Annotated in this window: 21 protein-coding genes; 4 read left to right on the forward strand and 17 right to left on the reverse strand. The window is 65.9% G+C overall.

Going from position 1 to position 25,414, the window contains the following annotated elements; genetic code table 11:
* Positions 1-184: 184 nt before the first annotated feature.
* Positions 185-2,584 (reverse strand): phosphoenolpyruvate synthase, encoded by a 2,400-nt coding sequence (ppsA, locus tag AC1Z3W_RS30235; protein ID WP_057925413.1) that lies wholly within the window; start codon positions 2,582-2,584, stop codon positions 185-187.
* 375 nt (positions 2,585-2,959) lie between these two features.
* Here ppsA and ppsR point away from each other — a divergent pair, with 375 nt between their 5' ends.
* Complete coding sequence (ppsR, locus tag AC1Z3W_RS30240; RefSeq protein ID WP_057925414.1) at positions 2,960-3,775, forward strand: posphoenolpyruvate synthetase regulatory kinase/phosphorylase PpsR; 816 nt, start codon at positions 2,960-2,962, stop codon at positions 3,773-3,775.
* Positions 3,776-3,889: 114 nt separating this feature from the next.
* Here ppsR and AC1Z3W_RS30245 read toward each other — a convergent pair whose 3' ends face one another.
* The 16 genes from AC1Z3W_RS30245 to rpsB all read right to left on the reverse strand — a co-directional run bounded on the left by AC1Z3W_RS30245 (position 3,890) and on the right by rpsB (position 19,556).
* Positions 3,890-4,672: a TrmH family RNA methyltransferase gene (locus AC1Z3W_RS30245; RefSeq protein ID WP_175824954.1), complete on the reverse strand. Its 783-nt coding sequence runs from the start codon at positions 4,670-4,672 to the stop codon at positions 3,890-3,892.
* On the reverse strand, positions 4,669-5,313 hold the full coding sequence (gene rnhB / locus AC1Z3W_RS30250; RefSeq protein WP_057925416.1) for a ribonuclease HII: 645 nt from the start codon (positions 5,311-5,313) through the stop codon (positions 4,669-4,671). Before rnhB ends, AC1Z3W_RS30245 begins: the two co-directional genes overlap by 4 nt.
* Complete coding sequence (gene lpxB, locus AC1Z3W_RS30255) at positions 5,310-6,479, reverse strand: lipid-A-disaccharide synthase (protein WP_483509218.1); 1,170 nt, start codon at positions 6,477-6,479, stop codon at positions 5,310-5,312. The genes rnhB and lpxB overlap by 4 nt, the downstream gene beginning before the upstream one ends.
* A gap of 3 nt (positions 6,480-6,482) precedes the next feature.
* Positions 6,483-7,271, reverse strand: a complete 789-nt coding sequence (gene lpxA / locus AC1Z3W_RS30260; protein ID WP_057925418.1) for an acyl-ACP--UDP-N-acetylglucosamine O-acyltransferase — start codon at positions 7,269-7,271, stop codon at positions 6,483-6,485.
* Positions 7,272-7,338: 67 nt separating this feature from the next.
* The gene (fabZ, locus tag AC1Z3W_RS30265; protein ID WP_006495559.1) at positions 7,339-7,806 is read right to left on the reverse strand and encodes a 3-hydroxyacyl-ACP dehydratase FabZ; all 468 of its coding nucleotides are present in this window, start codon (positions 7,804-7,806) and stop codon (positions 7,339-7,341) included.
* Between the two features lie 129 nt (positions 7,807-7,935).
* Positions 7,936-9,045 (reverse strand): UDP-3-O-(3-hydroxymyristoyl)glucosamine N-acyltransferase, encoded by a 1,110-nt coding sequence (lpxD, locus tag AC1Z3W_RS30270; protein WP_483509219.1) that lies wholly within the window; start codon positions 9,043-9,045, stop codon positions 7,936-7,938.
* A gap of 16 nt (positions 9,046-9,061) precedes the next feature.
* A complete protein-coding gene (locus AC1Z3W_RS30275; protein ID WP_175824955.1) occupies positions 9,062-9,559 on the reverse strand; it encodes an OmpH/Skp family outer membrane protein in 498 nt (165 codons plus the stop codon).
* Positions 9,560-9,623: 64 nt separating this feature from the next.
* Complete coding sequence (gene bamA / locus AC1Z3W_RS30280) at positions 9,624-11,930, reverse strand: outer membrane protein assembly factor BamA (RefSeq protein WP_175824956.1); 2,307 nt, start codon at positions 11,928-11,930, stop codon at positions 9,624-9,626.
* Between the two features lie 64 nt (positions 11,931-11,994).
* The gene (gene rseP / locus AC1Z3W_RS30285; protein WP_057925422.1) at positions 11,995-13,368 is read right to left on the reverse strand and encodes an RIP metalloprotease RseP; all 1,374 of its coding nucleotides are present in this window, start codon (positions 13,366-13,368) and stop codon (positions 11,995-11,997) included.
* Positions 13,369-13,379: 11 nt separating this feature from the next.
* Positions 13,380-14,576: a 1-deoxy-D-xylulose-5-phosphate reductoisomerase gene (locus tag AC1Z3W_RS30290; protein ID WP_124833113.1), complete on the reverse strand. Its 1,197-nt coding sequence runs from the start codon at positions 14,574-14,576 to the stop codon at positions 13,380-13,382.
* 15 nt (positions 14,577-14,591) lie between these two features.
* Positions 14,592-15,413 (reverse strand): phosphatidate cytidylyltransferase, encoded by an 822-nt coding sequence (locus AC1Z3W_RS30295; protein ID WP_124833112.1) that lies wholly within the window; start codon positions 15,411-15,413, stop codon positions 14,592-14,594.
* Positions 15,407-16,189, reverse strand: a complete 783-nt coding sequence (gene uppS, locus AC1Z3W_RS30300; protein ID WP_057925425.1) for a polyprenyl diphosphate synthase — start codon at positions 16,187-16,189, stop codon at positions 15,407-15,409. Before uppS ends, AC1Z3W_RS30295 begins: the two co-directional genes overlap by 7 nt.
* A gap of 49 nt (positions 16,190-16,238) precedes the next feature.
* The gene (gene frr / locus AC1Z3W_RS30305) at positions 16,239-16,799 is read right to left on the reverse strand and encodes a ribosome recycling factor (protein WP_057925426.1); all 561 of its coding nucleotides are present in this window, start codon (positions 16,797-16,799) and stop codon (positions 16,239-16,241) included.
* Positions 16,800-16,901: 102 nt separating this feature from the next.
* Positions 16,902-17,615, reverse strand: coding sequence for a UMP kinase (gene pyrH, locus AC1Z3W_RS30310; protein ID WP_011885142.1), 714 nt, complete (start codon positions 17,613-17,615; stop codon positions 16,902-16,904).
* Between the two features lie 156 nt (positions 17,616-17,771).
* Positions 17,772-18,653, reverse strand: a complete 882-nt coding sequence (gene tsf, locus AC1Z3W_RS30315) for a translation elongation factor Ts (protein ID WP_034184758.1) — start codon at positions 18,651-18,653, stop codon at positions 17,772-17,774.
* A gap of 162 nt (positions 18,654-18,815) precedes the next feature.
* On the reverse strand, positions 18,816-19,556 hold the full coding sequence (rpsB, locus tag AC1Z3W_RS30320) for a 30S ribosomal protein S2 (protein WP_006752149.1): 741 nt from the start codon (positions 19,554-19,556) through the stop codon (positions 18,816-18,818).
* Positions 19,557-19,934: 378 nt separating this feature from the next.
* On the opposite strand from rpsB, the gene map reads away from it, so the two are divergent.
* From map to AC1Z3W_RS30335, 3 genes are read left to right on the forward strand one after another with little or no spacing between them, the layout of a single operon-like run.
* Positions 19,935-20,750 (forward strand): type I methionyl aminopeptidase, encoded by an 816-nt coding sequence (gene map, locus AC1Z3W_RS30325; RefSeq protein WP_012328760.1) that lies wholly within the window; start codon positions 19,935-19,937, stop codon positions 20,748-20,750.
* Positions 20,751-20,801: 51 nt separating this feature from the next.
* A complete protein-coding gene (locus AC1Z3W_RS30330) occupies positions 20,802-23,378 on the forward strand; it encodes a [protein-PII] uridylyltransferase (protein WP_483509220.1) in 2,577 nt (858 codons plus the stop codon).
* Positions 23,379-23,394: 16 nt separating this feature from the next.
* Positions 23,395-25,356 (forward strand): pseudouridine synthase, encoded by a 1,962-nt coding sequence (locus AC1Z3W_RS30335; protein ID WP_483509221.1) that lies wholly within the window; start codon positions 23,395-23,397, stop codon positions 25,354-25,356.
* The last annotated feature ends 58 nt before the right edge of the window (positions 25,357-25,414 follow it).

A 25,414-nucleotide genomic window follows, 5' to 3' on the forward strand; every position in this document is an offset into this window, starting at 1 on the left:
CCACGCTCACTACGTTCGCTGCCCCCCCCAAGGGGGCGGTCGGCACTCTTGGGGCAGCCCGGCGAGTACCGACAAACAAAAACACCCCGGTGCTTACCGGGGTGTTTATAGCATGGACCTTGCATTTTGCCTTCATTGAAGGAGCGACGGCGCCGCTCCTTCGCCGAAGATGCATTACCGACCGTTACTTCCGGTTGGCGAGCGCCTGCCACGTATCGATGATCGTGTCCGGGTTCAGCGAGATCGACACGATGCCTTCGTCGGTCAACCATTGCGCGAAGTCCGGGTGATCCGACGGGCCCTGGCCGCAGATGCCGACGTACTTGCCCATCTTGCGGCAGGTATCGATCGCACGCTTGAGCAGGAACTTGACCGCCGGATCGCGTTCGTCGAAGTCGACGGCCAGCAGTTCCATACCCGAGTCGCGGTCGAGGCCGAGCGTGAGCTGCGTGAGGTCGTTCGAGCCGATCGAGAAACCGTCGAAGTGCTCGAGGAACTCTTCGGCGAGGATCGCGTTGGTCGGGACTTCACACATCATCACGAGGCGCAGGCCGTTCTCGCCGCGCTTCAGGCCGAACTTCTCGAGCAGGCCGACGACACGCTCCGCCTGCTTCACGGTACGCACGAACGGCACCATGATCTCGACGTTGGTCAGGCCCATTTCATCGCGCACGCGCTTCAGTGCACGGCATTCCATCTCGAACGCCTGCGCGAAGTCCTCGGCGATGTAGCGCGACGCGCCGCGGAAGCCCAGCATCGGGTTTTCCTCGTCCGGCTCATAGCGCGAACCGCCGATCAGCTTCTTGTACTCGTTCGACTTGAAGTCGGACAGACGCACGATCACAGGCTTCGGATAGAACGCCGCAGCGATCGTCGCGACGCCTTCCGTCAGCTTGTCGACGTAGAACTGGCGCGGCGACGCGTGACCGCGCGCAACGCTCTCGACGGCCTTCTTCAGGTCCTGGTCGATGTTCGGGTACTCGAGGATCGCCTTCGGGTGCACGCCGATGTTGTTGTTGATGATGAACTCGAGACGCGCGAGGCCGACACCGCCGTTCGGCAGTTGCGAGAAGTCGAACGCGAGCTGCGGGTTGCCGACGTTCATCATGATCTTGACCGGGATTTCCGGCAGCTCGCCGCGCTGCACTTCCGTGACTTCGGTCTCGAGCAGCCCGTCGTAGATCTTGCCTTCGTCGCCTTCCGCGCACGACACGGTGACGAGCGCGCCGTCCTTCAGCACGTCGGTCGCGTCGCCGCAGCCGACCACTGCCGGCACGCCGAGCTCGCGCGCGATGATCGCCGCGTGGCAGGTCCGGCCGCCACGGTTCGTGACGATCGCCGCCGCACGCTTCATCACCGGCTCCCAGTTCGGGTCGGTCATGTCGGCCACCAGCACGTCGCCCGGCTGCACGCGTTCCATTTCCGACGGATCCTGGATCACGCGCACGGGGCCCGCGCCGATCTTCTGGCCGATCGCGCGGCCCGTCGCCAGCACCTGCGACTGGCCCTTCAGCTTGAAGCGCTGCTCGGCCTTGCCGCTCGCCTGGCTCTTCACCGTTTCCGGACGTGCCTGCAGGATGAAGATCTTGCCGTCACGGCCGTCCTTGCCCCACTCGATGTCCATCGGACGCTCGTAGTGCTTCTCGATGATGACCGCGTACTTCGCCAGCTCGATCACGTCTTCGTCGGTGATCGAGTAGCGGTTGCGCTGCTCGTGCGGCACGTCGACCGTCTTCACGCGGCCCGGCTCGCCCGGCTGCGTGAATTCCATCTTGATCAGCTTCGAGCCGATCGAGCGGCGGATGATCGGGTACTTGTCCTGCGCGAGCGTCGTCTTGAACACGTAGAACTCGTCCGGGTTCACTGCGCCCTGCACGACGGTTTCGCCCAGGCCGTAGCTCGACGTGATGAACACGGCGTCCTTGAAGCCCGATTCGGTGTCGATCGTGAACATCACGCCGGCCGCGCCGACGTCCGAGCGGACCATGCGCTGCACGCCGGCCGACAGTGCGACTTCGGCGTGCGTGAAGCCCTTGTGCACGCGATACGAGATCGCGCGGTCGTTGTACAGCGACGCGAACACGTGCTTCATGCGGTCGAGCACGTCTTCGATGCCGACGACGTTCAGATAAGACTCCTGCTGACCGGCGAACGATGCGTCGGGCAGGTCTTCCGCGGTCGCGGACGAACGCACGGCGAACGACAGCTCGCCCGGCGAGCCGCTCTTCAGGATTTCGAACTGGGCGCGGATTTCCTCCTCGAGACGTGCCTGCATCGGCGCATCGACGATCCACTTGCGGATTTCGGCACCGGCTTCGGCGAGCGCCTTCACGTCGTCGATGTCGAGCGACTCGAGACGCTTGGCGATGCGATCGGTCAGATCGTTGTGCTTGAGGAAATCGCGGAATGCGAGCGCGGTCGTGGCGAAACCGGTGGGTACGCGAACGCCTGCTTCGGAAAGCTGGCTGATCATCTCGCCGAGCGACGCATTCTTGCCGCCCACGATCTCCACATCGGTCATCCGCAACTGCTCGAACGGGATTACATACGCCTGGTCCTTTGCGACGTTTGCTGCGTTAGTCATACAAGCCCCTAAGTGTGAAAAAAATGCTCGATTGCGCAAGTGGGCTCGGACGCGGGCGCTTGCAAAAAGGCGCGGCGCGTCTTGCGCAACCTGTTGGAGAAACAATCGCAGCGGCGGAAAAACTTCCGACCCGATTTGCAAAAATCCCGGCAGAAGGGCGATATATTCAGACAAATCGCCGAACTTGCCGGGAATTTTCGAATCGAGCGGCCAAGCCTGGGGCGCTGTTCGCACCCTGCCCCCGCAATTGCTTATCCAACAGGTTGCCGCTATTCTACCGTGCCGGCTGCCGGATGTGGCGCGACCTTGTCACTGCGTGTGGAGGCGAACCTCCAGCGCCCGCGCAACCGCCCTTCACGCTCGACGCCCAGATTCATGCTGCCTACCGTTTTCATCGTCTCCGACGGCACCGGGATCACTGCCGAAACCTTCGCGCATTCGATCCTCTCCCAGTTCGACCAGAAATTCCGCCTCGTGCGCGTGCCGTTCGTCGACTCGCTCGAGAAAGCCTATGCGACCGTCGAGAAGATCAACGATGCCGCCGTGCACGACGGCCGCCGTGCGATCGTGTTCACGACGCTCGTCGACAGCGAGTCGAACGACATCGTCAAGCGCTCGAACGCGCTCGTGCTGGACATGTTCCAGCGCTTCGTCGAGCCGCTCGAGCAGGAACTGGAGCTGAAGTCGAGCCACGCGATGGGCCGCGGCCACCAGAACGCCGACACCGAGGAATACAAGACGCGGATCGAGGCGATCAACTTCTCGCTCGCGCACGACGACGGCCAGTCGAACCGCAACCTGTCGGAAGCCGACGTGATCCTGGTCGGCGTGTCGCGCAGCGGCAAGACGCCGACGAGCCTGTATCTCGCGATGCAGTACGGCGTGAAGGCGGCCAACTATCCGCTGATTCCGGAAGATTTCGAGCGCGGCAAGCTGCCGTCGGCACTGTCGCCGCATCGCGACAAGCTGTTCGGGCTGTCGATCGACCCTCAGCGCCTGTCGGAGATCCGCAACGAGCGCCGCCCGGGCAGCAAGTACGCGGCGCCGGAAAACTGCCGCTACGAGATCAACGAGGCCGAGGCAATGATGCGCCGCGAAGGGATCAACTGGCTGTCGTCGACACACAAGTCGATCGAGGAGATCGCGACGACGATCCTGCAGGAAATCCGCCTCGATCGGCAGTCATACTGACGACCGGCGTGCCGGCGGCCGTGGCCGCCGCCAAAAGCAAAAAGGCCGCGTTCGACGCGGCCTTTTTCGTGGTGCGGGATCTGCGCGGGCGACGCCGTGCGCCAGGTTGTCATGTCACGCGCGCCGCTGCTGCCGCACCTGCTCGAACAGGCACACCGCCGCCGCGGCAGCGACGTTCAACGACTCCATCCCGCCCGGCTGCGGAATCGTCACGCGATGCGTAGCCGCGTCGCGCCAGAACGCCGATACGCCGGCGCCCTCGTTGCCGAACACCCATGCGACGGGTCCGGCCAGATCGCAGTCGTAGACTGCCTGCGCGCCGTGCGAGTCGGTCAGCGCGACCGGCACGTCGAGCCGCCCGGCGAGCGCGTCCGGCTCGACATCCTCGTGGATCGACAGCAGGAAGTGCGCGCCCATCCCCGAACGCAGCACCTTCGACGACCACGCGTAGGCCGTGCCCGGTGCGCAGAACACGTGCCGCACGCCGGCCGCCGCCGCGCTGCGCAGGATCGAGCCGACGTTGCCGGCATCCTGCACACCGTCGAGCACCACCGACGTATGCGCGACACGCTCCGGCAGCGGCTGCTCCGGCCGATCGACGAGCAGCAGGAAACCCACGCCGCTGACCACGTTCGACAGTTGGCCGAACAGCGCGTCGGGCAGCGTGACGACTCGCTGGGCATCGACGCGCGCGATGATCGCCTGCGCTTCGTCGTGCGCGAGTGCGCCTTCGGTCGCGACACATAGCTCGGGTGTCGCGCCCGTGTCGAGATACGCGCTGGCGAGATGGAAACCTTCGAGCAGCGCCTGGCCGCCGCGCCGCTGCTGGGACGTCGAACCCGCGAGCGCCTTCAGGCGTTTGTATAGCGGGTTGTCACGGGATGTAATGCTTTTCATCGAATCAGGTCGAGTGCCGCGCGCACCGGCGCGAACGAGCGCCGATGCGCTTCGCACGGGCCGTGTTCGCGCAGCGCGGCAAGATGTTTCGCGGTGCCGTAGCCCGCATGCACGTTGAAGCCGTACACCGGGAAGCGTTCATGCAGGTCGACCAGCATGCGGTCGCGCGTGACCTTCGCGAGGATCGACGCGGCCGAGATGCTCGGCACGAGCGCATCGCCGCTGACGATCGCCTCGGCACGCACCATCAGCGTCGGACAGCGGTTGCCGTCGATCTGCGCAAGCGTCGGCAGCACCGACAAGCCCTCGACGGCCCGCTTCATCGCGAGCATCGTCGCGTGCAGGATGTTGAGCGTGTCGATCTCGTCGACGCTCGCCGACGCGACGCAATACGCGCGCGAACGCGCGACGATCAAGTCGTACAGCGCATCGCGCTTTTTCGCGGACAGCGCCTTCGAATCGTCAAGCCCGTCGATCGGCTGCGCGGGGTCGAGGATCACCGCGGCGGCCACGACCGGCCCCGCGAGCGGGCCGCGGCCCGCTTCGTCGACGCCGCAGACGATCTCGTCGGGCCGGCTGAAGTCGAACCCGCCCTGCACGTCGATCGACGCGCGGCGGCGTGGTGCACGAGCTGCCGTCATGCGCGCCCCTTGCGTTGCTCGAGTACGCGCACGACCGCCTCGGCGGCCTTCGCGGCCGTGTTCTGCCGCAGCGAAAGATGCATTTCGGTAAAGACTTCGGTCAGCGTGCGGCGGTTTGCGTCGTCGCGCAGCTGCGTGAGCGTCGCATCGGCGAGCGCCTCGGGCGTCGCGAAATGCTGCAGCAGCTCGGGCACGACGAAGCGCCCCGCCAGGATGTTCGGCAAGCCGACGTACGGCAGATAGCCCTGCCGGCGCATGATCTGCCCGGTCAGCCAGGGCACCTTGTACGAGATCACCATCGGCTTCTTCAGCAACGCGGCTTCCAGCGTGACTGTGCCGCTCTTCACGAGGATTGCGTCGGCGGCCGTCATCGCGACCTGTGAGCGGCCGTCCGTGATCGTCAGCGCGAGCTGCGGATGCGCGTCGACGAGCGGCTGCAGCAGCTCGCGCAGCGCAGGCGTCGCCGCCGGCATCACGAACCGCACGCCGGGCTCGCGTTGCTGCATCAGCGCCATCGCCGCGAAGAACGTCGGGCCGATCAGCCCGATCTCCGAGCGGCGGCTGCCCGGCAGCACCGCGATCACCGGGCCGTCTGCGGCCAAGCCGAGCGCGATGCGCGCGCCGTGCGTGTCGGGTTCGAGCGGAATCTCGTCGGCCAGCGGATGACCGACATACGTCGATGCGACACCCGCCTTGTCGAGGATCGCCGGTTCGAACGGGAACAGACACAGCATGTGGTCGACGGACTTCGCGATCTTCTTGATCCGCCCGCCGCGCCACGCCCAGATCGACGGACACACGAAATGGATCGACGGGATGCCCGCGTCGCGCGCGGCCTGCTCCACGTTGAAATTGAAGTCGGGCGCGTCGACGCCGATGAACGCGTCGGGCCGCTCCGCGAGCAGCTGGCGCTTCAGCTCGCCGCGAATCCGCAGGATCTCCGGAATCTGGCCCAGCGCCTCGACGTAGCCGCGCACCGTGAGCTTATCCATCTGCCAGTGCGAATCAAAGCCGTGCGCGAGCATCCGCTGTCCGCCGATCCCGTAGTACCGGGTCGACGAGGGCAGCCGCTCTTGAAGTCCGCCGAGCAGCGACGCCGCGAGCAAATCGCCCGACGGCTCGCCGGCCACCATCGCGAGCCGGAGCTGATTGGTCGGGAGCGACATCGCTTAGCGGATGATGCCGCGTTGGGACGCGTCGATGAACTCGACGAGCGCGGTGACCGCTGCATCGCCTTCGCCGCCCGCGGCCGCCAGCTCACGCAACTGCACCTTCGCTTCCTCGAGCGACAGGCCGTTCTTGTACAGCAGGCGGTACGCGCTGCGCAGCGCCGAGATCGCGTCGGGCGAGAAACCGCGCCGGCGCAGGCCTTCGACGTTGACGCCGTGCGGCTCGGCCTTGTTGCCGGCCGCGATCACGAACGGCGGCACGTCCTGCACGAGCGCCGAGGCGCCGCCCAGCATCGAGTGCGCGCCGATGCGCACGAACTGGTGCACACCCGACATCCCGCCGACGATCGCCCAGTCGCCGATCTCGACGTGGCCGGCCATCTGCGCGTTGCTCGACAGGACCACGTTGTTGCCGACGCGGCAGTCATGACCGATATGCACATAGGCCATGATCCAGTTGTCGTCGCCGAGCGTCGTCACGCCGATATCCTGCACGGTACCCGTGTGGATCGTCGTGAATTCGCGGATCGTGTTGCGATTGCCGATCACGAGCTTCGTCGGCTCGTCCTTGTACTTCATGTCCTGCGGACGACCGCCGACCGACGCGTAATGGCCGATGCGGTTGTCCTCGCCGAGCGTCGTGTGACCTTCGATCACGCTGTGCGAGCCGACCGTCGTGCGTGCACCGATCGTGACGTGCGGCCCGACGATCGCATACGGCCCGATCTCGACGGACTCGTCGATCTGCGCGCCCGGTTCGACGATCGCGGTGGGATGAATCCTGGTCATGCGCCGTTGCCTCTCGATGTGATGTGTCGCGTTGCTCGCGTTACGTTGCCCATGCGTGCCGCGTCGCTCAGGGCGCCGCGTCGGCCGTCTTGACCGTGCACATCAGTTCGGCTTCCGCCGCCACCTTGCCGTCCACTTCCGCCACCGCCTTGAACTTCCAGATGCCGCGGATGTAGCGTTCGAACGTCACGTTCAGAATCAGTTGATCGCCCGGTTCGACCACGCGCTTGAAGCGCGCGCCGTCGATGCCGACGAAGTAGTACAGCGTGTTTTCCGGATCCTTCGGCTGCTCTTCCGCGAACGTCAGCAGCGCGGCCGCCTGAGCGAGCGCCTCGAGGATCAGCACGCCCGGCATCACCGGCCGCTTCGGGAAGTGCCCCTGGAAGAACGGCTCGTTGATCGACACGTTCTTCAGCGCTTTGATCCCCTTGTGCGGCTCGAGTTCGAGCACGCGGTCGACGAGCAGAATCGGGTAGCGATGCGGCAGCAGCGTGAGGATCTTGTGGATGTCGAGATTGATTTTTTCAGTGCTCATGATGGTTCGTCTCACGCAGAGGCTGCGCGGTGGTGATGCAAAGGCTGAAGCGGGCCGCCGCGCGGCCCAGTCTGGCAAACCGGGCCGGATGCGCTGGCCGTGCCCGGTTCGTGGTCTCGCATGATGCGCTCAGGCGTCCGTGCCGCCCTGGGCGGCCAGCGCGGTCTCGAGCGCCTTGATGCGCTCGCGCAGCTTATCGAGGTTGCGCACGAGCGCGGCGCTCCGGTTCCATTCGCCGTGATCGACGGCCGGGAATGCGCTCGTGTAGATGCCGGCCTTCGGCAGCGACTTCGACACGCCCGACTTCGCGGTGATGATGACATAGTCGCCGAGCGTCACGTGGCCGGCGATGCCCGCCGCGCCGCCGATCATGCAGTGACGGCCGATCGTCGTGCTGCCCGCGATGCCCGCGCTGCCGGCGATCACCGTGTAGGCGCCGATCCGGCAGTTGTGGCCGATCTGGACCTGGTTGTCGATCTTCACGCATTCCTCGATGACGGTGTCCGCCATCGCGCCGCGATCGATCGTCGTGTTCGCGCCGATCTCGACGTCCGGGCCGACCGATACGCCACCGACCTGCGGGATCTTGACCCAGCTGCCGGTACGCGCATCGCCGTCACCGACGAAATCGGGCGCGAAGCCGAACCCGTCGGAACCGATCACGGCACCCGAATGGATGATCGCGCGCGGGCCGATCTTGCAGCCGTGGTACACCGATGCGTTCGGATAGAGATGCGAACCGGCGCCGATCGTCGTGCCGCGGCCAACGAACACGTTCGCGTCGAGTTGCACGCCGTCCTCGATGACCACACCGGCCTCGACCGTCACGTGCGGGCCGATCACCGCGCTCGCGGCAACCTGCGCGGCCGGATCGATCGTCGCGCTCGGATGCACGCCGGCCGCGCGCGGCGGCGTGGCGAGATCGATGAACATCTGCGCGACGCGCGCGAAGTACGCGTACGGATTCGGCGTCACGATGAAATTGCGGGGGCCGGCGTCCCGGGGGCCGGCCGGCCGGCCTTCAGCGGCCGCACCCAGCTTTTCGAAATCCTTCGGCGCGATCAGCACCGCGCCGGCGCGGGTCGTCTCGACCTGCGACAGATACTTCGGATTCGCGAGAAACGCGAGTTGCTGAGGGCCTGCCTGGTCGAGCGGCGCGAGGCCGCCCACCTTGCACTGGGCGTCGCCGGCGATCTCGCCGCCGAACCGCTTTACGAGTTCCTCGAGCGTCAATGCCATTCGTCGTCTGCTCCGTTCAGTTCGTCGAGCCGGACGCGAGCGCCTTGAGCACCTTGTCGGTGATGTCGATGCGCGGGCTGACGTACACGGCTTCCTGCACGATCAGGTCGTAATTCTGCTGCTCGGCGATCTGCTTGATGACCTTGTTCGCGCGCTCCAGCACCGCCGCGAGCTCCTCGTTGCGGCGCTGGTTCAGGTCTTCGCGAAACTCGCGCTGCTTGCGCTGGAAGTCGGTGTCGAGCTGCGCGAGATCGCGCTGCTTCTGCGCACGATCGGCCGCCGACATTGACGCGCTGTTCTTGTCCAGCGAGTCGGACATCGACTTCAGACGCGCCGCGAGATCCTGCAGATCCTTGTCGCGCTTCGCGAACTCGGCTTCGAGCTTCGTCTGCGCCGCCTTGGCGGGCGCCGACTCGCGCAGGATCCGATCCGAATTGACCGCCGCGATGCGGGCGACGTCCTGAGCATGTGCCGTCGCCGCGCCCAAGGCCAGCGCAACGGTCAGCGCACACATCACTCGTTTCGAAAACTTACCGGTTGGCAAAATTACCCTCTCGTTACTGTTGTCATGCGTTCGATCAGAACGCCGTCCCGATCTGGAACTGGAATTTCTGGTACTGGTCGCCTTCGTGCTTCTGCAGCGGGAAGCCGAGACTCAGCTTCAGCGGACCGATCGGCGAGATCCACGCAAGACCCACACCGTAGCCGTAACGCAGGCCGTTCGCGCCGGTACTCGTGCCACCCGGCGCGTTGCCCCACACGTTACCGCCGTCGAGGAACGTGAACACGCGCAGCGTGCGGTCGTAGCCGGTGCCCGGCAGCGGGAACGTCAGCTCGATGTTGCCGACCACCATCTTCGAGCCGCCGATCGGGTCGTTCGTCTTCGTGTCGCGCGGGCCCAGCGAGCTCGGCTCGTAGCCACGCACGGAGCCGATACCGCCCGCGTAGTAGTTCTTGAAGATCGGGTACGGGTTGCCGATGCCGTTACCGTAACCGCCCTGCAGGTTCAGGCCCAGGATGAAGCCGCGCGAGAACGAATAGTAGTACTGCGCCTGCAGGTCGGCCTTGTAGTACTGGATCTTGCCGACCGGCACGCCGTATTCGACGTTCGCCTGCGTGAAGTAGCCGCGGCTCGGGATCAGCGCGCTGTCACGCGCATCGCGCGACCACGCGACGGTCAGCGGCACCGTGTTCGACACGCGGCCGAACTCGTTCACGTAATCCTGGTAGCTCTGTGGCGTGTTCGAGTCGACGTCGAGACGGTTCTGCTCGAAGCCTGCGCCGAAGTACACGGTGTCGACTTCCGAGAACGGGATGCCGAACTTGAGGTTGCCGCCCGCGCTAATGATCCGAAAGCTCGAGCTCGTCGAATAGTAGAGCGGCTGGTACGTGCGGTAGTAGACGTCCGTGATCCGCTTGATGCCGTCGACCGTGAAGTACGGATCGACCTGCGTGACCGTCAGCGTGCGGTAGCTCTTCGCGGTGTTGACGTTCACCGACAGGCTCGTGCCCGAACCGAACACGTTGTCCTGCGACACGCCGGCCGACAGCACCACCTTGTCCGTCGAAGAGAAGCCCGCGCCCAGCGTGATCGCGCCGGTCGGCTTTTCATCGACCTTCACGTTCACGTCGACCTGGTCGTTCGTGCCCTCGACCGGCACCGTCGTCACGTCGACGTTGGTGAAGTAGCCGAGACGGTTCACGCGGTCCTTCGACAGCGCAAGGCGGTTCGAATCGAACCACGAGCTTTCGAGCTGGCGCATTTCGCGGCGCACGACTTCGTCGCGCGTGCGCGTGTTGCCGACCACGTTGATGCGGCGCACGTACACGCGGCGGCTCGGATCGACGACAAGGTTCAGGTTCACCTTGTGGTTTGCCTGGTCGATGTCCGGCTGCGCGTTGACGGTCGCGAATGCGTAGCCGTATTCGCCGAGCTTGTCGACGATCGACTTCGTCGTTTGCTGCAGCTTTTCGGCCGAGAAGCGATCGCCCGGCTTGATCTTGATCAGCTTGTTCAGTTCAGCTTGGCGATCGAGCAGGTTGCCCGACAGCTTGATGCCCGACACCGTGTACGGCTCGCCTTCGTGCAGCGTGACCGTCAGGTACATGTCCTTCTTGTCGGGCGAGATCGACACCTGGGTCGACTCGATGTTGAACTCGAGGTAGCCGCGGTTCAGGTAGTACGAGCGCACGGCCTCGAGGTCGCCCGTCAGCTTTTCCTTCGAGTACAGGTCGTTCTTCGTGTACCAGGAGAACCAGTTCGGCGTCGACAGCTGCATTTCGTCGCGCAGCGTGCTGGTGCTGAACGCCTTGTTGCCGATGAAGTTGATCTGGCGGATCTTCGCGCTCGGGCCTTCGGCGACCGCGAACAGGATCGACACGCGGTTCGCGTCGACCGGCGTGACCGTCGTCTTGACCTCGGCTGCGTAGAAGCCGCGCGTGAGGTACTGGCGCTTGAGCTCCTGCTCCGCCTTGTCGACGAGTGCCTTGTCGTAGTAGCGGCCGTCGGCCAGGCCGACCGCGCGCAGCGCCTTCGTCAGGTTGTCCTTGTCGAATTCCTTCGTGCCGGTGAAATCGATCGACGCGATGGCCGGACGCTCCTGCACCTGCACGATCACGACGCTGCCCTGGGTGGCGATGCGCACGTCGTTGAAGAAGCCCGTCGCGTACAGCGCGCGGATTGCTTCGGATGCCTTGTCGTCGGTGAAGGTATCGCCCTGCTTGATCGGCAGGTAGGCGAACACCGAACCCGCTTCGACGCGCTGCAACCCCTCGATCTTGATGTCTTGCACCACGAACGGTGCCGCTGCATGCGCCGCGAGGCCGTGCGCGGCGAGCGCGGCCGCTGCAACTGTCTTAGGTACAAAGCGATGAGGTTTGAACAACGTGCATCCCCAATATTTAGCTGCATCAAATCAGGCGGCGGCCGACTGGCCGCCACCTGACGCTTCAGAAATGGATTAACCGAGCCAGGTCGTTGAACAGCGCGATCGCCGACAACGCGACGATGCAGATCAGCCCGGCTCTTTGCAGAATCAGCTGCCAGCGCTCCGAAACGGCTTTCCCGGTCGCGGCTTCAACCAGATAATATAACAGATGACCCCCGTCCAAAACGGGAATCGGCAGCAAGTTCAGCACCCCGAGGCTAATGCTGACAAGGGCGAGGAACGACAGGAAGGCCGACGGACCGAGCCGCGCGCTCTTGCCCGCGTAGTCGGCAATCGTCACCGGGCCGGACAGATTCTTCAGCGACGCGTTGCCCGTGATCATCCGCCCGAACATCTTCAGCGAATAAACGGAGATGTCCCACGTGCGACGCGCGCCGAGCTGCAGGCTCTCGATCGGCCCGTAGCGCACGTCGACCGACGGCGTGTGCATCGACAACGCCGCGCCGATGCGGCCGACCTGCTGCCCCGTTTCGTCGTCGCGCTGCGCCTGCGGCACGATCGACACCGTCCGTATGGCGCCGCCGCGCTCGACCCGCAGATCGACCGTCTGGCCCGCGTGGTGCTTCACCGCGTCGATGAAGCGCGACGCGCCGCCGATCGGCTTGCCGTCGAGCGCGAGCAGCTTGTCACCGGCCTTCAGGCCCGCCTGCTCGGCGGCGCTGCCGGGCTGTACCGACGCCACCGACAACGTGCCGCCGCCGGCCTCGAAGCCCAGGTGCATCATGAAATCGTCGTCGAGCTCGCTTTCGGGCACGTTGCGCAGGTCGACGCGGAAGTCGAACGTCGACGCGCCGCCGTCGCGCGCGCCGAGCACGACCTCGCGATGATCGAACGCGGCGGCCAGCAGCTTCCAGCGCAGGTCCGACCACGAGCGCACCGGCACGGCCTCGCCGCCCTCGGCGTCGCGGATCGATACGATCGTCTCGCTGCCGTCGAAGCCCGCGCGCGCCGCCGCCGTACCGGCGGCCGGCGGCGCGAGCACTGCGGCCAGCTCGGTCACGCCGGTTGCGAATACGGCGGAAAAGAGGACGATTGCCAACAGGAAGTTCGCGATCGGGCCGGCGGCGACGATCGCGATGCGCTTGAACACCGATTGCCGGTTGAACGCCTGGCCGAGCTCCTCGGGCTTCACGCCCGGCCCCGGCTCGCGCTCGTCGAGCATCTTCACGTAACCGCCGAGCGGCAGCGCGGAGAGCGTCCACTCGGTGCCGGTCCTGCGGCTGACCCAGCGCGCGACGGGTTGGCCGAATCCGATCGAGAAACGCAACACCTTAACGCCGCACCAGCGCGCGACGCGATAGTGTCCGTACTCATGCACGACGACCAGCACCCCGATCGCCACCGCAAACGCGATCAGTTCGACCAGCACGTTCATGAGCACCTCATTCAGACAGTGCGCTCCACGCGTGGCGCAGGCGCTTTCGCAATAATCTCGGCGGCGAGGCGGCGTGCCTCGGCGTCCGCCGCAAGGACGTCGTCGAGCCCGTTCGGGTTGCGGTTCGGCAGTGCGTTGAGCACCGCATCGACCGTCGCCGCGATCGCCATGAAGCCGATCCGACGCTCGAGAAACGCTTCGACCGCGATTTCGTTCGCCGCGTTCAACGCCGCACTCGCGATGCCGCCCTCTTCAAGCGCCTTCAGCGCGAGCGCGAGGCACGGGAAGCGCGTGTAATCGGGTTTCTCGAACGACAACTGCGCGATCTGCGCGAGGTCGAGCTGGTCGACACCCGCGTCGACACGCTCCGGGAACGCCAGCGCGTGCGCGATCGGCGTGCGCATGTCGGGGTTGCCGAGCTGCGCGAGCACCGAGCCGTCGCGATACGACACGAGCGAATGGATCACGCTCTGCGGGTGGATCAGCACGTCGATCCGGTCGCCGGCCAAGCCGAAGATCCAGTGTGCCTCGATCACCTCGAGGCCCTTGTTCATCATCGTCGCGGAATCGACGGAAATCTTGCGGCCCATCACCCAGTTCGGGTGCTTGCAGGCCTCGTCCGGCGTCACGTCGACGAGCGTGGCCGGCTCGCGCGTGCGGAACGGGCCGCCCGATGCGGTCAGGATGATCTTCGAGATCCCGCCGTGCTCGTTCGCGTCACGCGGCATGCACTGGAAGATCGCGTTGTGTTCGCTGTCGACCGGCAGCAGGATCGCGCCATGGTCACGCACGGCGTCCATGAAGATCGCGCCCGACATCACGAGCGATTCCTTGTTCGCGAGCAGGATGCGCTTGCCGGCGCACGCGGCCGCCAGGCTCGGCGCGAGGCCGGCTGCGCCGACGATCGCAGCGACGACCGTGTCGCAGCCGTCGCTCTTCGACACATCGACGAGCGCCTGCGGCCCGTACAGCACCGTGGTCTTGCTGCCCGCTGCGCGCAGCTTTGCCTCGACGTGCGCAGCCGTGTTGGCATCGCCGACCACCGCGACTTCGGGCGCGAAGCGCAGGCACTGCTCGACGAGCTTGTCGCCGTTGCGGTGCGCGGTCAACGCGTAGATCGAGAAACGCTCGGGATGGCGGGCAACCACGTCGAGCGTGCTGTCTCCGATCGAGCCCGTGGAACCGAGCAGTGTCAGACGTTTTTGCATAACAGAAATAGTGGTTTAACCAAGCAGCAGCATTGCGAGCGGCAGCACGGGCAACAGCGCGTCGACGCGGTCGAGCACGCCGCCGTGACCGGGCAGCAGGCCGCTGGAATCCTTCACGCCCGCCTGACGCTTGAGCAGCGACTCGAACAGGTCGCCGATCACGCTGTAGGCGACCAGCAGCGTCAGCGCAGCCCACGCGCCGGGCATCCCGTAGCGCGTCGCGAATGCGGAAAACAGGGTCGGCTCGAACCAGTGCGCGGCCATCGCGACACCCGCGACGACCATCACGGCGAGCCAGCCGCCGATCGCGCCTTCCCAGCTCTTCCCGGGACTGATCGTAATGGCGAGTTTACGCCTTCCGAAGGCCTTGCCCGCGAAGTATGCGCCGATATCGGCCAGCCAGACGACCAGAAGCAGCGACAGCACGAACGGAACGCCCTGCGCACGCGCCGCGACGAGCGCGTGCCAGCAGGCCGCGAACACGACGAGCCCGGCCGCGAGCAGGAACGGCCGCCATACGCCGCCCGCGAGTTCCGGCTTGCGCCGCAGCGAGAACGGGCCGACCAGCAGCCAGAACACGCCGGCTGCCATGAAAAGGGGACGGGATGAAGCGGCATCGATGCCGAGCGGCGCGGTCGCCGCCAGCGCCAACGCCGCGACAATCGCATAGACGACGGAACCGGCCGCGCCGAGCTTCAGCAGGCGCGCCCATTCCCACGCGGCGAACACGAGCACGACACCGATCAGTGCACCGAACGCTGCGAGCGGCGCGAACAGCGTCACCGGCAGCAGCACCGCCAGCATCACGACCGCCGTGATCACACGGGTCTTCAGCATGAAAGGGAATCGGCGTTCTGCGATTGCGGTTCGAGCTGCGCGCTGGTGCGCCCGAAACGGCGCTCGCGCTCGGTATACGACGCGATCGCGTCGGCCAGCGCCGCACCGTCGAAGTCCGGCCAGTATTTGTCGGTGAAATAGAATTCCGCGTACGCGAGCTGCCACAGCAGGAAATTGCTGACGCGCTGCTCGCCGCCGGTGCGGATGAAGAGATCGGGCTCCGGCGCGTAGGCCATGGCCAGGTGCGGCGCGAACGCATCTTCGGTCACGTCGACCTCGCGGCCCTCGCGCACGGCCTGCTCGACGAGCTTCTTCGTCGCCTGCAGGATGTCCCAGCGGCCGCCGTAGTTCGCGGCGATCGTCAGGGTCAGGCGGGTGTTGCGCGCCGTCTTGGTCTCGGCGCGGCGGATCAGTTCGCGGATGCGCGGCTCGAAGCGATCGAGATCGCCGACCACCCGCAGGCGGATCCCGTTCGCATGCAGCTTGCCGATCTCGCGCTCGAGCGCGGTGATGAACAGCCGCATCAGGAACGACACTTCGTCGTTCGGCCGGCGCCAGTTTTCCGAACTGAACGCGAACAGCGTCAGGTATTCGACGCCGGCGCGCGCGCAGCCTTCGACCACCGCCCGCACGGCATCCACGCCGCGGGTGTGCCCCGCGACACGCGGCAAGCGGCGTTCGGTCGCCCAACGGCCGTTGCCGTCCATGATGATCGCGATATGACGCGGCACGGCGCCGACGTCAGGCACGCGAACGGTAGAGCTGGTATAGGTCATGGCCGTTGAGACAGTAATGCGGGAAGAAGGCGGCGCGCGAGGACGGTCGTCAGACCGTCATGATCTCGGCTTCCTTGGTCTGCACGAGCTTGTCGACTTCGGCAACGTGCTTGTCCGTCAGCTTCTGCACGTCGTCGCTCGCACGGCGCTCGTCGTCTTCCGAGATTTCCTTGTCCTTCACGAGCTTCTTGAGCGCTTCGTTCGCGTCGCGGCGCAGGTTGCGGATCGCGACCTTGGCCGTTTCGCCTTCGCCCTTGACCACCTTGGTCAGCTCGCGGCGGCGCTCTTCCGTCAGCGCCGGCATCGGCACGCGGATCAGGTCGCCGGCCGTCGCCGGGTTCAGGCCGAGATCGGCTTCGCGGATGGCCTTCTCGACCTTCGCGACCATGTTCTTTTCCCACGGCTGCACGCCGATCGTGCGCGCGTCGACGAGCGTCAGGTTCGCAACCTGCGAGATCGGCACCATCGAGCCGTAATAGTCGACCTGCACGTGATCGAGCAGACCGGTATGCGCACGGCCCGTGCGGATCTTCGCCAGATCGTTCTTGAACGCTTCGATCGAGCGCTGCATCTTCTGCTCTACGCCCTTCTTGACATCAGCGACACTCATTTCAACCTCCGAACCTTCAAACCTTCAAAGAACGCGGGCCCCGCCCGGCGCGCCACGCGCCGCGGCCGGCGACCCACGCCGCTTGCCCGCATCCGCGGGAGTTTACACGTGGACGAGCGTACCTTCGTCCTCGCCCAGCACGATACGCTTGAGCGCGCCCGGCTTGTTGATCGAAAACACGCGAATCGGCAGCTTCTGGTCGCGGCACAGCGCGAAGGCCGTCGCGTCCATCACCTGCAGATTGCGGCTGATCGCCTCGTCGAAGCTGATCGTCGTGTAGCGCGTGGCCGACGGATCCTTCTTCGGATCGGCAGAATATACGCCATCGACCTTGGTCGCCTTCAGTACGACCTCGGCGCCCACTTCCGAACCGCGCAGCGCGGCGGCCGTGTCCGTCGTGAAGAACGGGTTGCCCGTACCGGCCGCGAAGATCACGACCTTGCCTTCCTCGAGCTGGCGGATCGCGCGGGGCCGGATGTACGGCTCGACGACCTGGTCCATGCGCAGCGCGGACTGCACGCGCGCGACGATGCCGGCGTGGCGCATCGCGTCCTGCAGCGCCAGCGCGTTCATCATCGTCGCCAGCATCCCCATGTAGTCGGCCGTCGCGCGGTCCATGCCGGCCGCGCCGCCCGCTACACCGCGGAAAATGTTACCGCCGCCGATCACGACCGCGAGCTGCGTACCGAGACCCACGACTTCGGCGATATCCGCCACCATCCGTTCGATCGTCGCGCGATTGATGCCGAAGGCATCGTCGCCCATCAGCGCTTCGCCGGAGAGTTTGAGGAGGACGCGTTTATAGGCATTGGACATAGGGGCTTCCGAGCGACGAGAGGATGACAACCACGAACTGTAGGGGCGAAATACTGATTCGGGCAAGCGCCGACGGTCGGGCCGGGGTTCCCGGCCGGCCGGCGGCGCCGCCGGCCGCAGCGGGGCGGACGCCCGCCGCGGATACTGCCTGACTGCTTACTGCTGCTTTGCTGCTGCGACTTGCGCGGCCACTTCGGCGGCGAAGTCGTCCTGGCGCTTCTCGATGCCTTCGCCGACGACGAACAGCGCGAACTTCTGCACTGCCGAATCCGCCGCCTTCAACATCTGCTCGATCGTCTGCTTGTCGTTCTTCACGAACGTCTGGTTCAGCAGCGACACTTCCTTCAGGTACTTCTGGACGCTGCCGTCGACCATCTTCGCGACGATTTCAGCCGGCTTGCCCGATTCGGCAGCCTTCTGCTCGGCCACGCGGCGTTCCGTCTCGATCAGTTCCGCCGGCACGTCGGCCGACGACAGCGCGACCGGCTTCATCGCGGCGATGTGCATCGCGACGTCCTTGCCGACCTGCTCTTCAGCACCCGTGTACTCGACGATCACGCCGATACGCGCGCCGTGCAGGTACGTCGCGATCTTGTTCGCGGTTTCGAAACGGACGAAACGGCGGATCGACACGTTCTCGCCGATCTTGCCGATCAGAGCCAGACGGACTGCGTCGACGGTCGAGCCTTCGAGCGGCAGTGCCGACAGTGCTGCCACGTCAGCCGGGTTTTGCGTCGCGACGAGTTCTGCAACCGTCTTCGAGAACGCGAGGAAGTCGTCGTTCTTCGCGACGAAGTCGGTTTCGCAGTTCAGCTCGACCAGCGCGCCCGCGTTGCCGCCGACGAACGATGCGACGACGCCTTCGGCCGTCACGCGCGATGCCGCCTTGCTCGCCTTGTTGCCGAGCTTGACGCGCAGCAGCTCTTCAGCCTTGGCCAGGTCGCCGTCGGCTTCCGTCAGCGCCTTCTTGCACTCCATCATCGGTGCGTCGGTCTTTGCGCGCAGTTCTGCCACCATGCTTGCGGTAATTGCCGCCATCATTCGCTCCTTGAGTCTGTATTCACAACGCCGCCCGCTTGGACGCGAACGGCCGAAAATCGTTTCCGGACCCGCACCGATTCGGCGCGATCAGGTCCGGCGCACAAGCTTAAAAAAAGGGGGCCTGTTGAGAGCCCCCTTTTTGCGCCGGCTCGGGGCCAGTTACGCGTTTTCCTCGACGTACTCGTCGTCGCCACGCGCTGCCTGGACCACTTCGTTGACCGCGTTCGCACGGCCTTCCAGGATCGCATCGGCCACGCCTTCGGCGTACAGCGCGACTGCCTTGCTCGAGTCGTCGTTACCCGGGATCACGTAGTCCACACCTTCCGGCGAGTGGTTCGTGTCGACCACGGCGATGACCGGCACGCCCAGCTTGTTCGCTTCCGTGACGGCGATCTTGTGGTAGCCGACGTCGACGACGAAGATTGCGTCCGGAATGCCGCCCATGTCCTTCACGCCGCCGATCGACTTCTGCAGCTTGGCGATTTCGCGTTCGAACAGCAGCGCTTCCTTCTTGCTCATCTTCTCGAGCTCGCCTGCCTCGACTGCCGCTTCCATGTCCTTCAGGCGCTTGATCGAAACCTTCAGCGTCTTGAAGTTGGTCATCATGCCGCCGAGCCAGCGTGCGTTGACGAACGGCATGCCCGCGCGCTGCGCTTCCTGGGCGATCGTGTCACGCGACTGGCGCTTCGTGCCGACGAACAGGATCGTGCCGCGGTTCGCTGCCAGCTGGCGCACGTACTTCTGTGCGTCTGTGAACATCGGCAGCGTCTTTTCGAGGTTGATGATGTGAATCTTGTTGCGGTGACCGAAAATGAACGGAGCCATCTTCGGGTTCCAGAAGCGCGTCTGGTGACCGAAGTGGACACCCGCTTCCAGCATTTGGCGCATCGTGACTGCCATGTAAATTCTCCACGAGGGTTGGGTCTTAAGCCGGCTGCCGTACCGCCGCGCGAACGTGCCCGAAGGGCCCTCGTTCCGCGCGGCCGGCACCCTGGTTGCGCCGGCTTGCGATTCGGCACGTGCGGAAATGCCCGTGCCGCAAGCCTTTCATCGCCATGCCGCCCCAAAACGGGGCATGTTCGGCATTTGGATGTCGACTTAGCCAAAGAGTATAGCATGCCGATTTGTCGGCTCTCAAGTCGCCCACCACTTTCGCTTGCCGCGCGGCAGCCGGCCGGACAATCCGCGAAAACCCGCATCGGCACCGCCGGCAGGGGCTGCGAGGCCCGCCATAAGGTGCGATAATCCGTCAATTCACCGCATTCCAGGCATACCTCGATGGCTATTACGCTCAAAAACGAACACGACATCGCCGAGATGCGCGTCGCCTGCCGTCTCGCGAGCGAAGTGCTCGACTTCATCACGCCGCACGTCGTCGCGGGCGTCACGACCGCCGAACTCGACCGGCTCTGTCACGAATTCATGCTCAACGAGCAGGGCACGATCCCCGCGCCGCTGAATTATCAGCCGCCCGGCTATCCGCCGTACCCGAAAGCGACCTGCATCTCGGTCAACGACGTGATCTGCCACGGCATCCCGGGCGAGAAGGTGATCAAGAACGGCGACGCGCTGAACATCGACATCACCGTGATCAAGAACGGCTACTTCGGCGACACCAGCCGGATGTTCATCGTCGGCGAAGGCTCGATCCTCGCGAAACGCCTCGTGCAGACCACCTACGAGTGCATGTGGCTCGGCATTGACCAGGTCAAGCCCGGTGCACACCTCGGCGACATCGGCTACGCGATCCAGAAGCACGCGGAAGCACAGGGCTACAGCGTCGTGCGCGAATACTGCGGCCACGGCATCGGCACGGTGTTCCATGAAGATCCGCAGGTCGTCCACTACGGCCGTCCGGGCACCGGCATCGAGCTGAAGGCCGGGATGATCTTCACGATCGAGCCGATGATCAACGCCGGCAAGCGCGACATCCGCACGATGCCCGACCAGTGGACGGTCAAGACGCGCGACCGCAGCCTGTCCGCGCAATGGGAGCACACGGTACTCGTCACCGAGACGGGCTACGAGGTGCTGACCGTGTCGGCAGGCACGCCGGCACGCCCGGTGTTCGCACAACCGGCCGCCGCGGTTTGAGCGCCGTCGCGCCAGCCCGCCCTGCCCGCCCCCTGACCTGAACCGCCACCCATGAGCGCTCACGCCGCCCCCTCGCCCGACGCGCTGTCGCGGCGCGCCGAATTCAAGGCCGCCAAGGTCGACATGCTCGAGCGCTTTCGCAGCGCGACGAACGTCGCGTCGCTGATGCATGCGTTGTCGAAACTCACCGACGATGCGCTCAAGCGCGTATGGGACGACTGCGGGCTGCCCGCGACGCTCACGCTCGTCGCCGTCGGCGGCTACGGGCGCGGCGAGCTCGCACCCCACTCCGACGTCGACATCCTCGTGCTGCTGCCCGATGCGCACGACCCGGCGCTCGACGCGCGCATCGAGCGCTTCATCGGGATGGCATGGGATCTCGGCCTCGAGATCGGCAGCAGCGTGCGCACGGTCGCGCAATGCATCGAGGAAGCGTCGCAGGACGTCACCGTGCAGACCTCGCTGCTCGAAGCGCGCCGCATCGTCAGCAGCACCGCGCTGTTCGAGCGCTTCACCGTGCGGTATCACGAGGCACTCGACGCGCGCGCGTTCTTCACCGCAAAGGTGCTCGAGATGCGCCAGCGCCACGCGAAGTTCCAGGACACGCCCTACAGCCTCGAGCCGAACGTGAAGGAAAGCCCGGGCGGCCTGCGCGACCTGCAGACGATCCTGTGGATCGCGCGCGCGGCCGGCTTCGGCAGCAGCTGGCGCGAGCTGGACACGCGCGGGCTCATCACCGAGCGCGAGGCGCGCGAGCTGCGCCGCAACGAAGGATTCCTGAAGACGCTGCGCGCGCGGCTGCACGTGATCGCCGGCCGCCGCCAGGACATGCTCGTGTTCGACCTGCAGACGCAGGCCGCCGAGAGTTTCGGCTACCGGCCGACGCAAGCCAAGCGCGCGAGCGAGCAGCTGATGCGCCGCTACTACTGGGCCGCGAAGGCAGTCACGCAGCTCGCGACGATCCTGATCCAGAACATCGAGGCGCAACTGTTCCCCGCGACGAGCGGCATCACGCGCGTGCTGTCGCCCGATCGCTTCGTCGAGAAGCAGGGCATGCTCGAGATCGTCGACGACGGCGTATTCGAACGTCATCCCGATGCGATCCTCGAAGCGTTCCTGCTGTACGAAGCGACCCGCGGCGTGAAGGGCCTGTCCGCCCGTACGCTGCGCGCGCTGTACAACTCGCGCGAGATCATGAACAACACGTGGCGGCGCGATCCGCAGAACCGCCGCACGTTCATGCAGATCCTGCAGCAGCCCGAAGGCATCACGCATGCATTCCGGCTGATGAACCAGACGAGCGTGCTCGGCCGCTACCTGTTGAATTTCCGCCGCATCGTCGGCCAGATGCAGCACGACCTGTATCACGTGTACACGGTCGACCAGCACATCCTGATGGTGCTACGCAACATCCGCCGTTTCGCGGTGGCCGAACATGCGCACGAATACCCGTTCTGCAGCCAGCTGATCGGCAATTTCGAGCGCCCGTGGGTGCTGTACGTCGCGGCGCTGTTCCACGACATCGCGAAAGGCCGCGGCGGCGACCACTCGACGCTCGGGATGGCGGACGCGCGGCGCTTCTGCCGCGAGCACGGGATCGCCGGCGACGACGCGGCGCTGATCGTATGGCTCGTCCAGCATCACCTGACGATGAGCCAGGTCGCACAGAAGCAGGACACGAGCGATCCGGAAGTCATCAAGCGCTTCGCCGATGTCGTCGGCAACGAACGGTACCTCACCGCGCTCTACCTGCTGACCGTAGCCGATATCCGCGGCACGAGCCCGAAGGTATGGAACACGTGGAAGGGCAAGCTGCTGGAGGACCTGTACCGCATCACGCTCGCGGTGCTCGGCGGCGCCAACCCCGACGCGCATTCGGAACTGAAATCGCGGCAGGAGCAGGCGCTTGCGCTGCTGCGCCTCGAAACCGTGCCCGACGACGCACACCGCGCGCTGTGGGATCAGCTCGACGTCGGCTTCTTCCTGCGTCACGATGCAGCCGACATCGCATGGCAGACGCGCGTGCTGTACCGGCACGTGAACGCCGAGACCGCGATTGTGCGCGCGCGGCCGTCGCCGATCGGCGACGCGCTGCAGGTGCTCGTGTACGTGAAGGACCGCCCCGACCTGTTCGCGGGCATCTGCGCGTACTTCGACCGCAACGGCCTGTCGGTGCTCGATGCGCGCGTCAGCACCACGCGGCACGGCTATGCGCTCGACAACTTCATCGTCACGCAGACCGAAAGCGACGTGCGCTACCGCGACATCGCGAATCTCGTCGAACAGCAGCTCGCCACGCGCCTTGCCGATACCGCATCACTGCCCGAGCCGTCCAAGGGTCGCCTGTCGCGGCTGTCCCGGACGTTTCCGATCACGCCGCGCGTCGACCTCCGGGCCGACGAGCGCGGCCAGTACTACATCCTGTCCGTGTCCGCCAACGACCGGCCGGGCCTTCTCTATTCGATCGCGCGCGTACTGGCCGAGCATCAGGTCGGCGTCCACGCGGCGCGGATCAATACGCTCGGCGAACGCGTCGAGGATATCTTCCTGCTCGACGGTGCCGGCCTGTCCGACAACCGCCTGCAGATCCAGCTCGAAACCGAATTGCTGCGCGCGATCGCAGTCTGAATGAATCCCAGCGTTTATGCGCACCAAATTGACCGTCAAGAATCCGCGGCCGGCGTCGCCGACCCGCGCACCCGTCCGCTCCGGCAGCCTCGTCGCCCGCAAGGCGGTGCGCCCCGCCGCGCCGCCCGCAGGGGACAAGCCGGCTCGCCCGAAGAAGGCGTCCCCGGCCGCCGCCGGCGAACGCATGTTCAAGCCCCGCACTGCCGCGGGCGCCGAGCGCCCGGGCGCGGATCGCGCACCGGCCAAGCGTGCGCCGCGTGACGGCGGTGCCGAACGTGGCTATCGCGGCGCTGACGGCAAACCCGATGCGCGACCGCGTCGCGCAGGTTCCAGCGAAGGCGGCGCACGTGCGCCGTATCGAGACAAGGCAGCCGGCGAAGGCGCGAAGCGCAGCTTCGGTGATCGCCGTACGTCGTCGGATCGCCCGCCCCGCCGCAGCGACGACGATGCTCGGCCGCGTCGCGCAGGTTCCAGTGAAGGCGGTGCACGCGCACCGTATCGAGACAACGCAGCCGGCGAAGGCGCGAAGCGCAGCTTCGGTGATCGCCGTACGTCGTCGGATCGCCCGGCACGCCGCGATGACGACGCACGTCCGCGTCGTGCAGGCGCCAGCGAAGGCGGCGCACGCGCGCCGTATCGAGACAAGGTAGCCGGCGAAGGTGCGAAGCGCAGCTTCGGTGACCGCCGTACGTCGTCGGATCGCCCGGCACGCCGCGATGACGACGTACGTCCGCGTCGTGCAGGTGCCAGCGAAGGCGGCGCACGCGCACCCTATCGCGACAACGCCGGCGGCGAAGGCGCAAAGCGCAGCTTCGGCGACCGCCGCACGTCGTCGGATCGCCCGGCACGCCGCGATGACGATGCACGTCCGCGTCGTGCAGGTGCCAGCGAAGGCGGCGCACGCGCACCCTATCGCGACAACGCCGGCGGCGAAGGCGCAAAGCGCAGCTTCGGCGACCGCCGCACGTCGTCGGATCGCCCGGCACGCCGCGATGACGATGCACGTCCGCGTCGCGCAAGTGCCAGCGAAGGTGGCGCACGCGCGCCCTATCGCGACAAGGCAGCCGGGTACGGCGAAAAGCGCAGCTTCGGCGATCGCCCGGCTCGCCCCGCACGCGACGGCGAGCGCAGCAGCACCGAGCGTCGCTCGAGCGGTACCGCGCTGAAAACCGCACAACCGGTCAAACGCCGCGCCGCCGACATCGATCACGGCGATGAAACCGGCCTGATGCGCCTGTCGAAGCGCATGTCGGAACTTGGCCTGTGCTCGCGCCGCGAAGCCGACGAATGGATCGAAAAGGGCTGGGTGCTCGTTGACGGCGAACGCATCGACACGCTCGGCACCAAGGTCCGTCCGGACCAGAAGATCGAGATCGACGAGCGCGCGAGCGCCGCGCAGGCCGCACAAGTGACGATCCTGCTGCACAAGCCGGTCGGCTATGTGTCGGGTCAAGCGGAAGACGGCTACGAGCCCGCGTCGGTGTTGATCACGCGCGCGAACCAGTGGAGCGGCGACCGCTCGCAGGTACGCTTCTCACCGCAACACCTGCACGCGCTCGCGCCGGCCGGCCGGCTCGACATCGATTCGACCGGCCTGCTCGTGCTGACGCAGAACGGCCGGATCGCGAAGCAGCTGATCGGCGAGCAATCGGATATCGACAAGGAGTACCTGGTGCGCGTGCGCTTCGGCGAACGGCTGATCGACATCGACCAGCACTTCCCCGCGGAATCGCTCGCGAAGCTGCGCCACGGCCTCGAACTCGACGGCGTCGCGCTGAAGCCTGCGATGGTGAGCTGGCAAAACGGCGAACAGTTGCGTTTCGTGCTGCGTGAAGGCAAGAAGCGCCAGATCCGCCGGATGTGCGAACTGGTCGGTCTCGAAGTGATCGGCCTGAAGCGCGTGCGGATGGGCCGCGTGATGCTCGGCGCGCTGCCGCAAGGACAATGGCGCTACCTGTCGGCCGACGAGTCGTTCTGACATCGGGCACGCACCGCGTGCCACGCAATGAAAAAGCCCGCGCAAGCGGGCTTTTTCA

The organism is Burkholderia sp. 10_S31 (genome assembly GCF_056930375.1).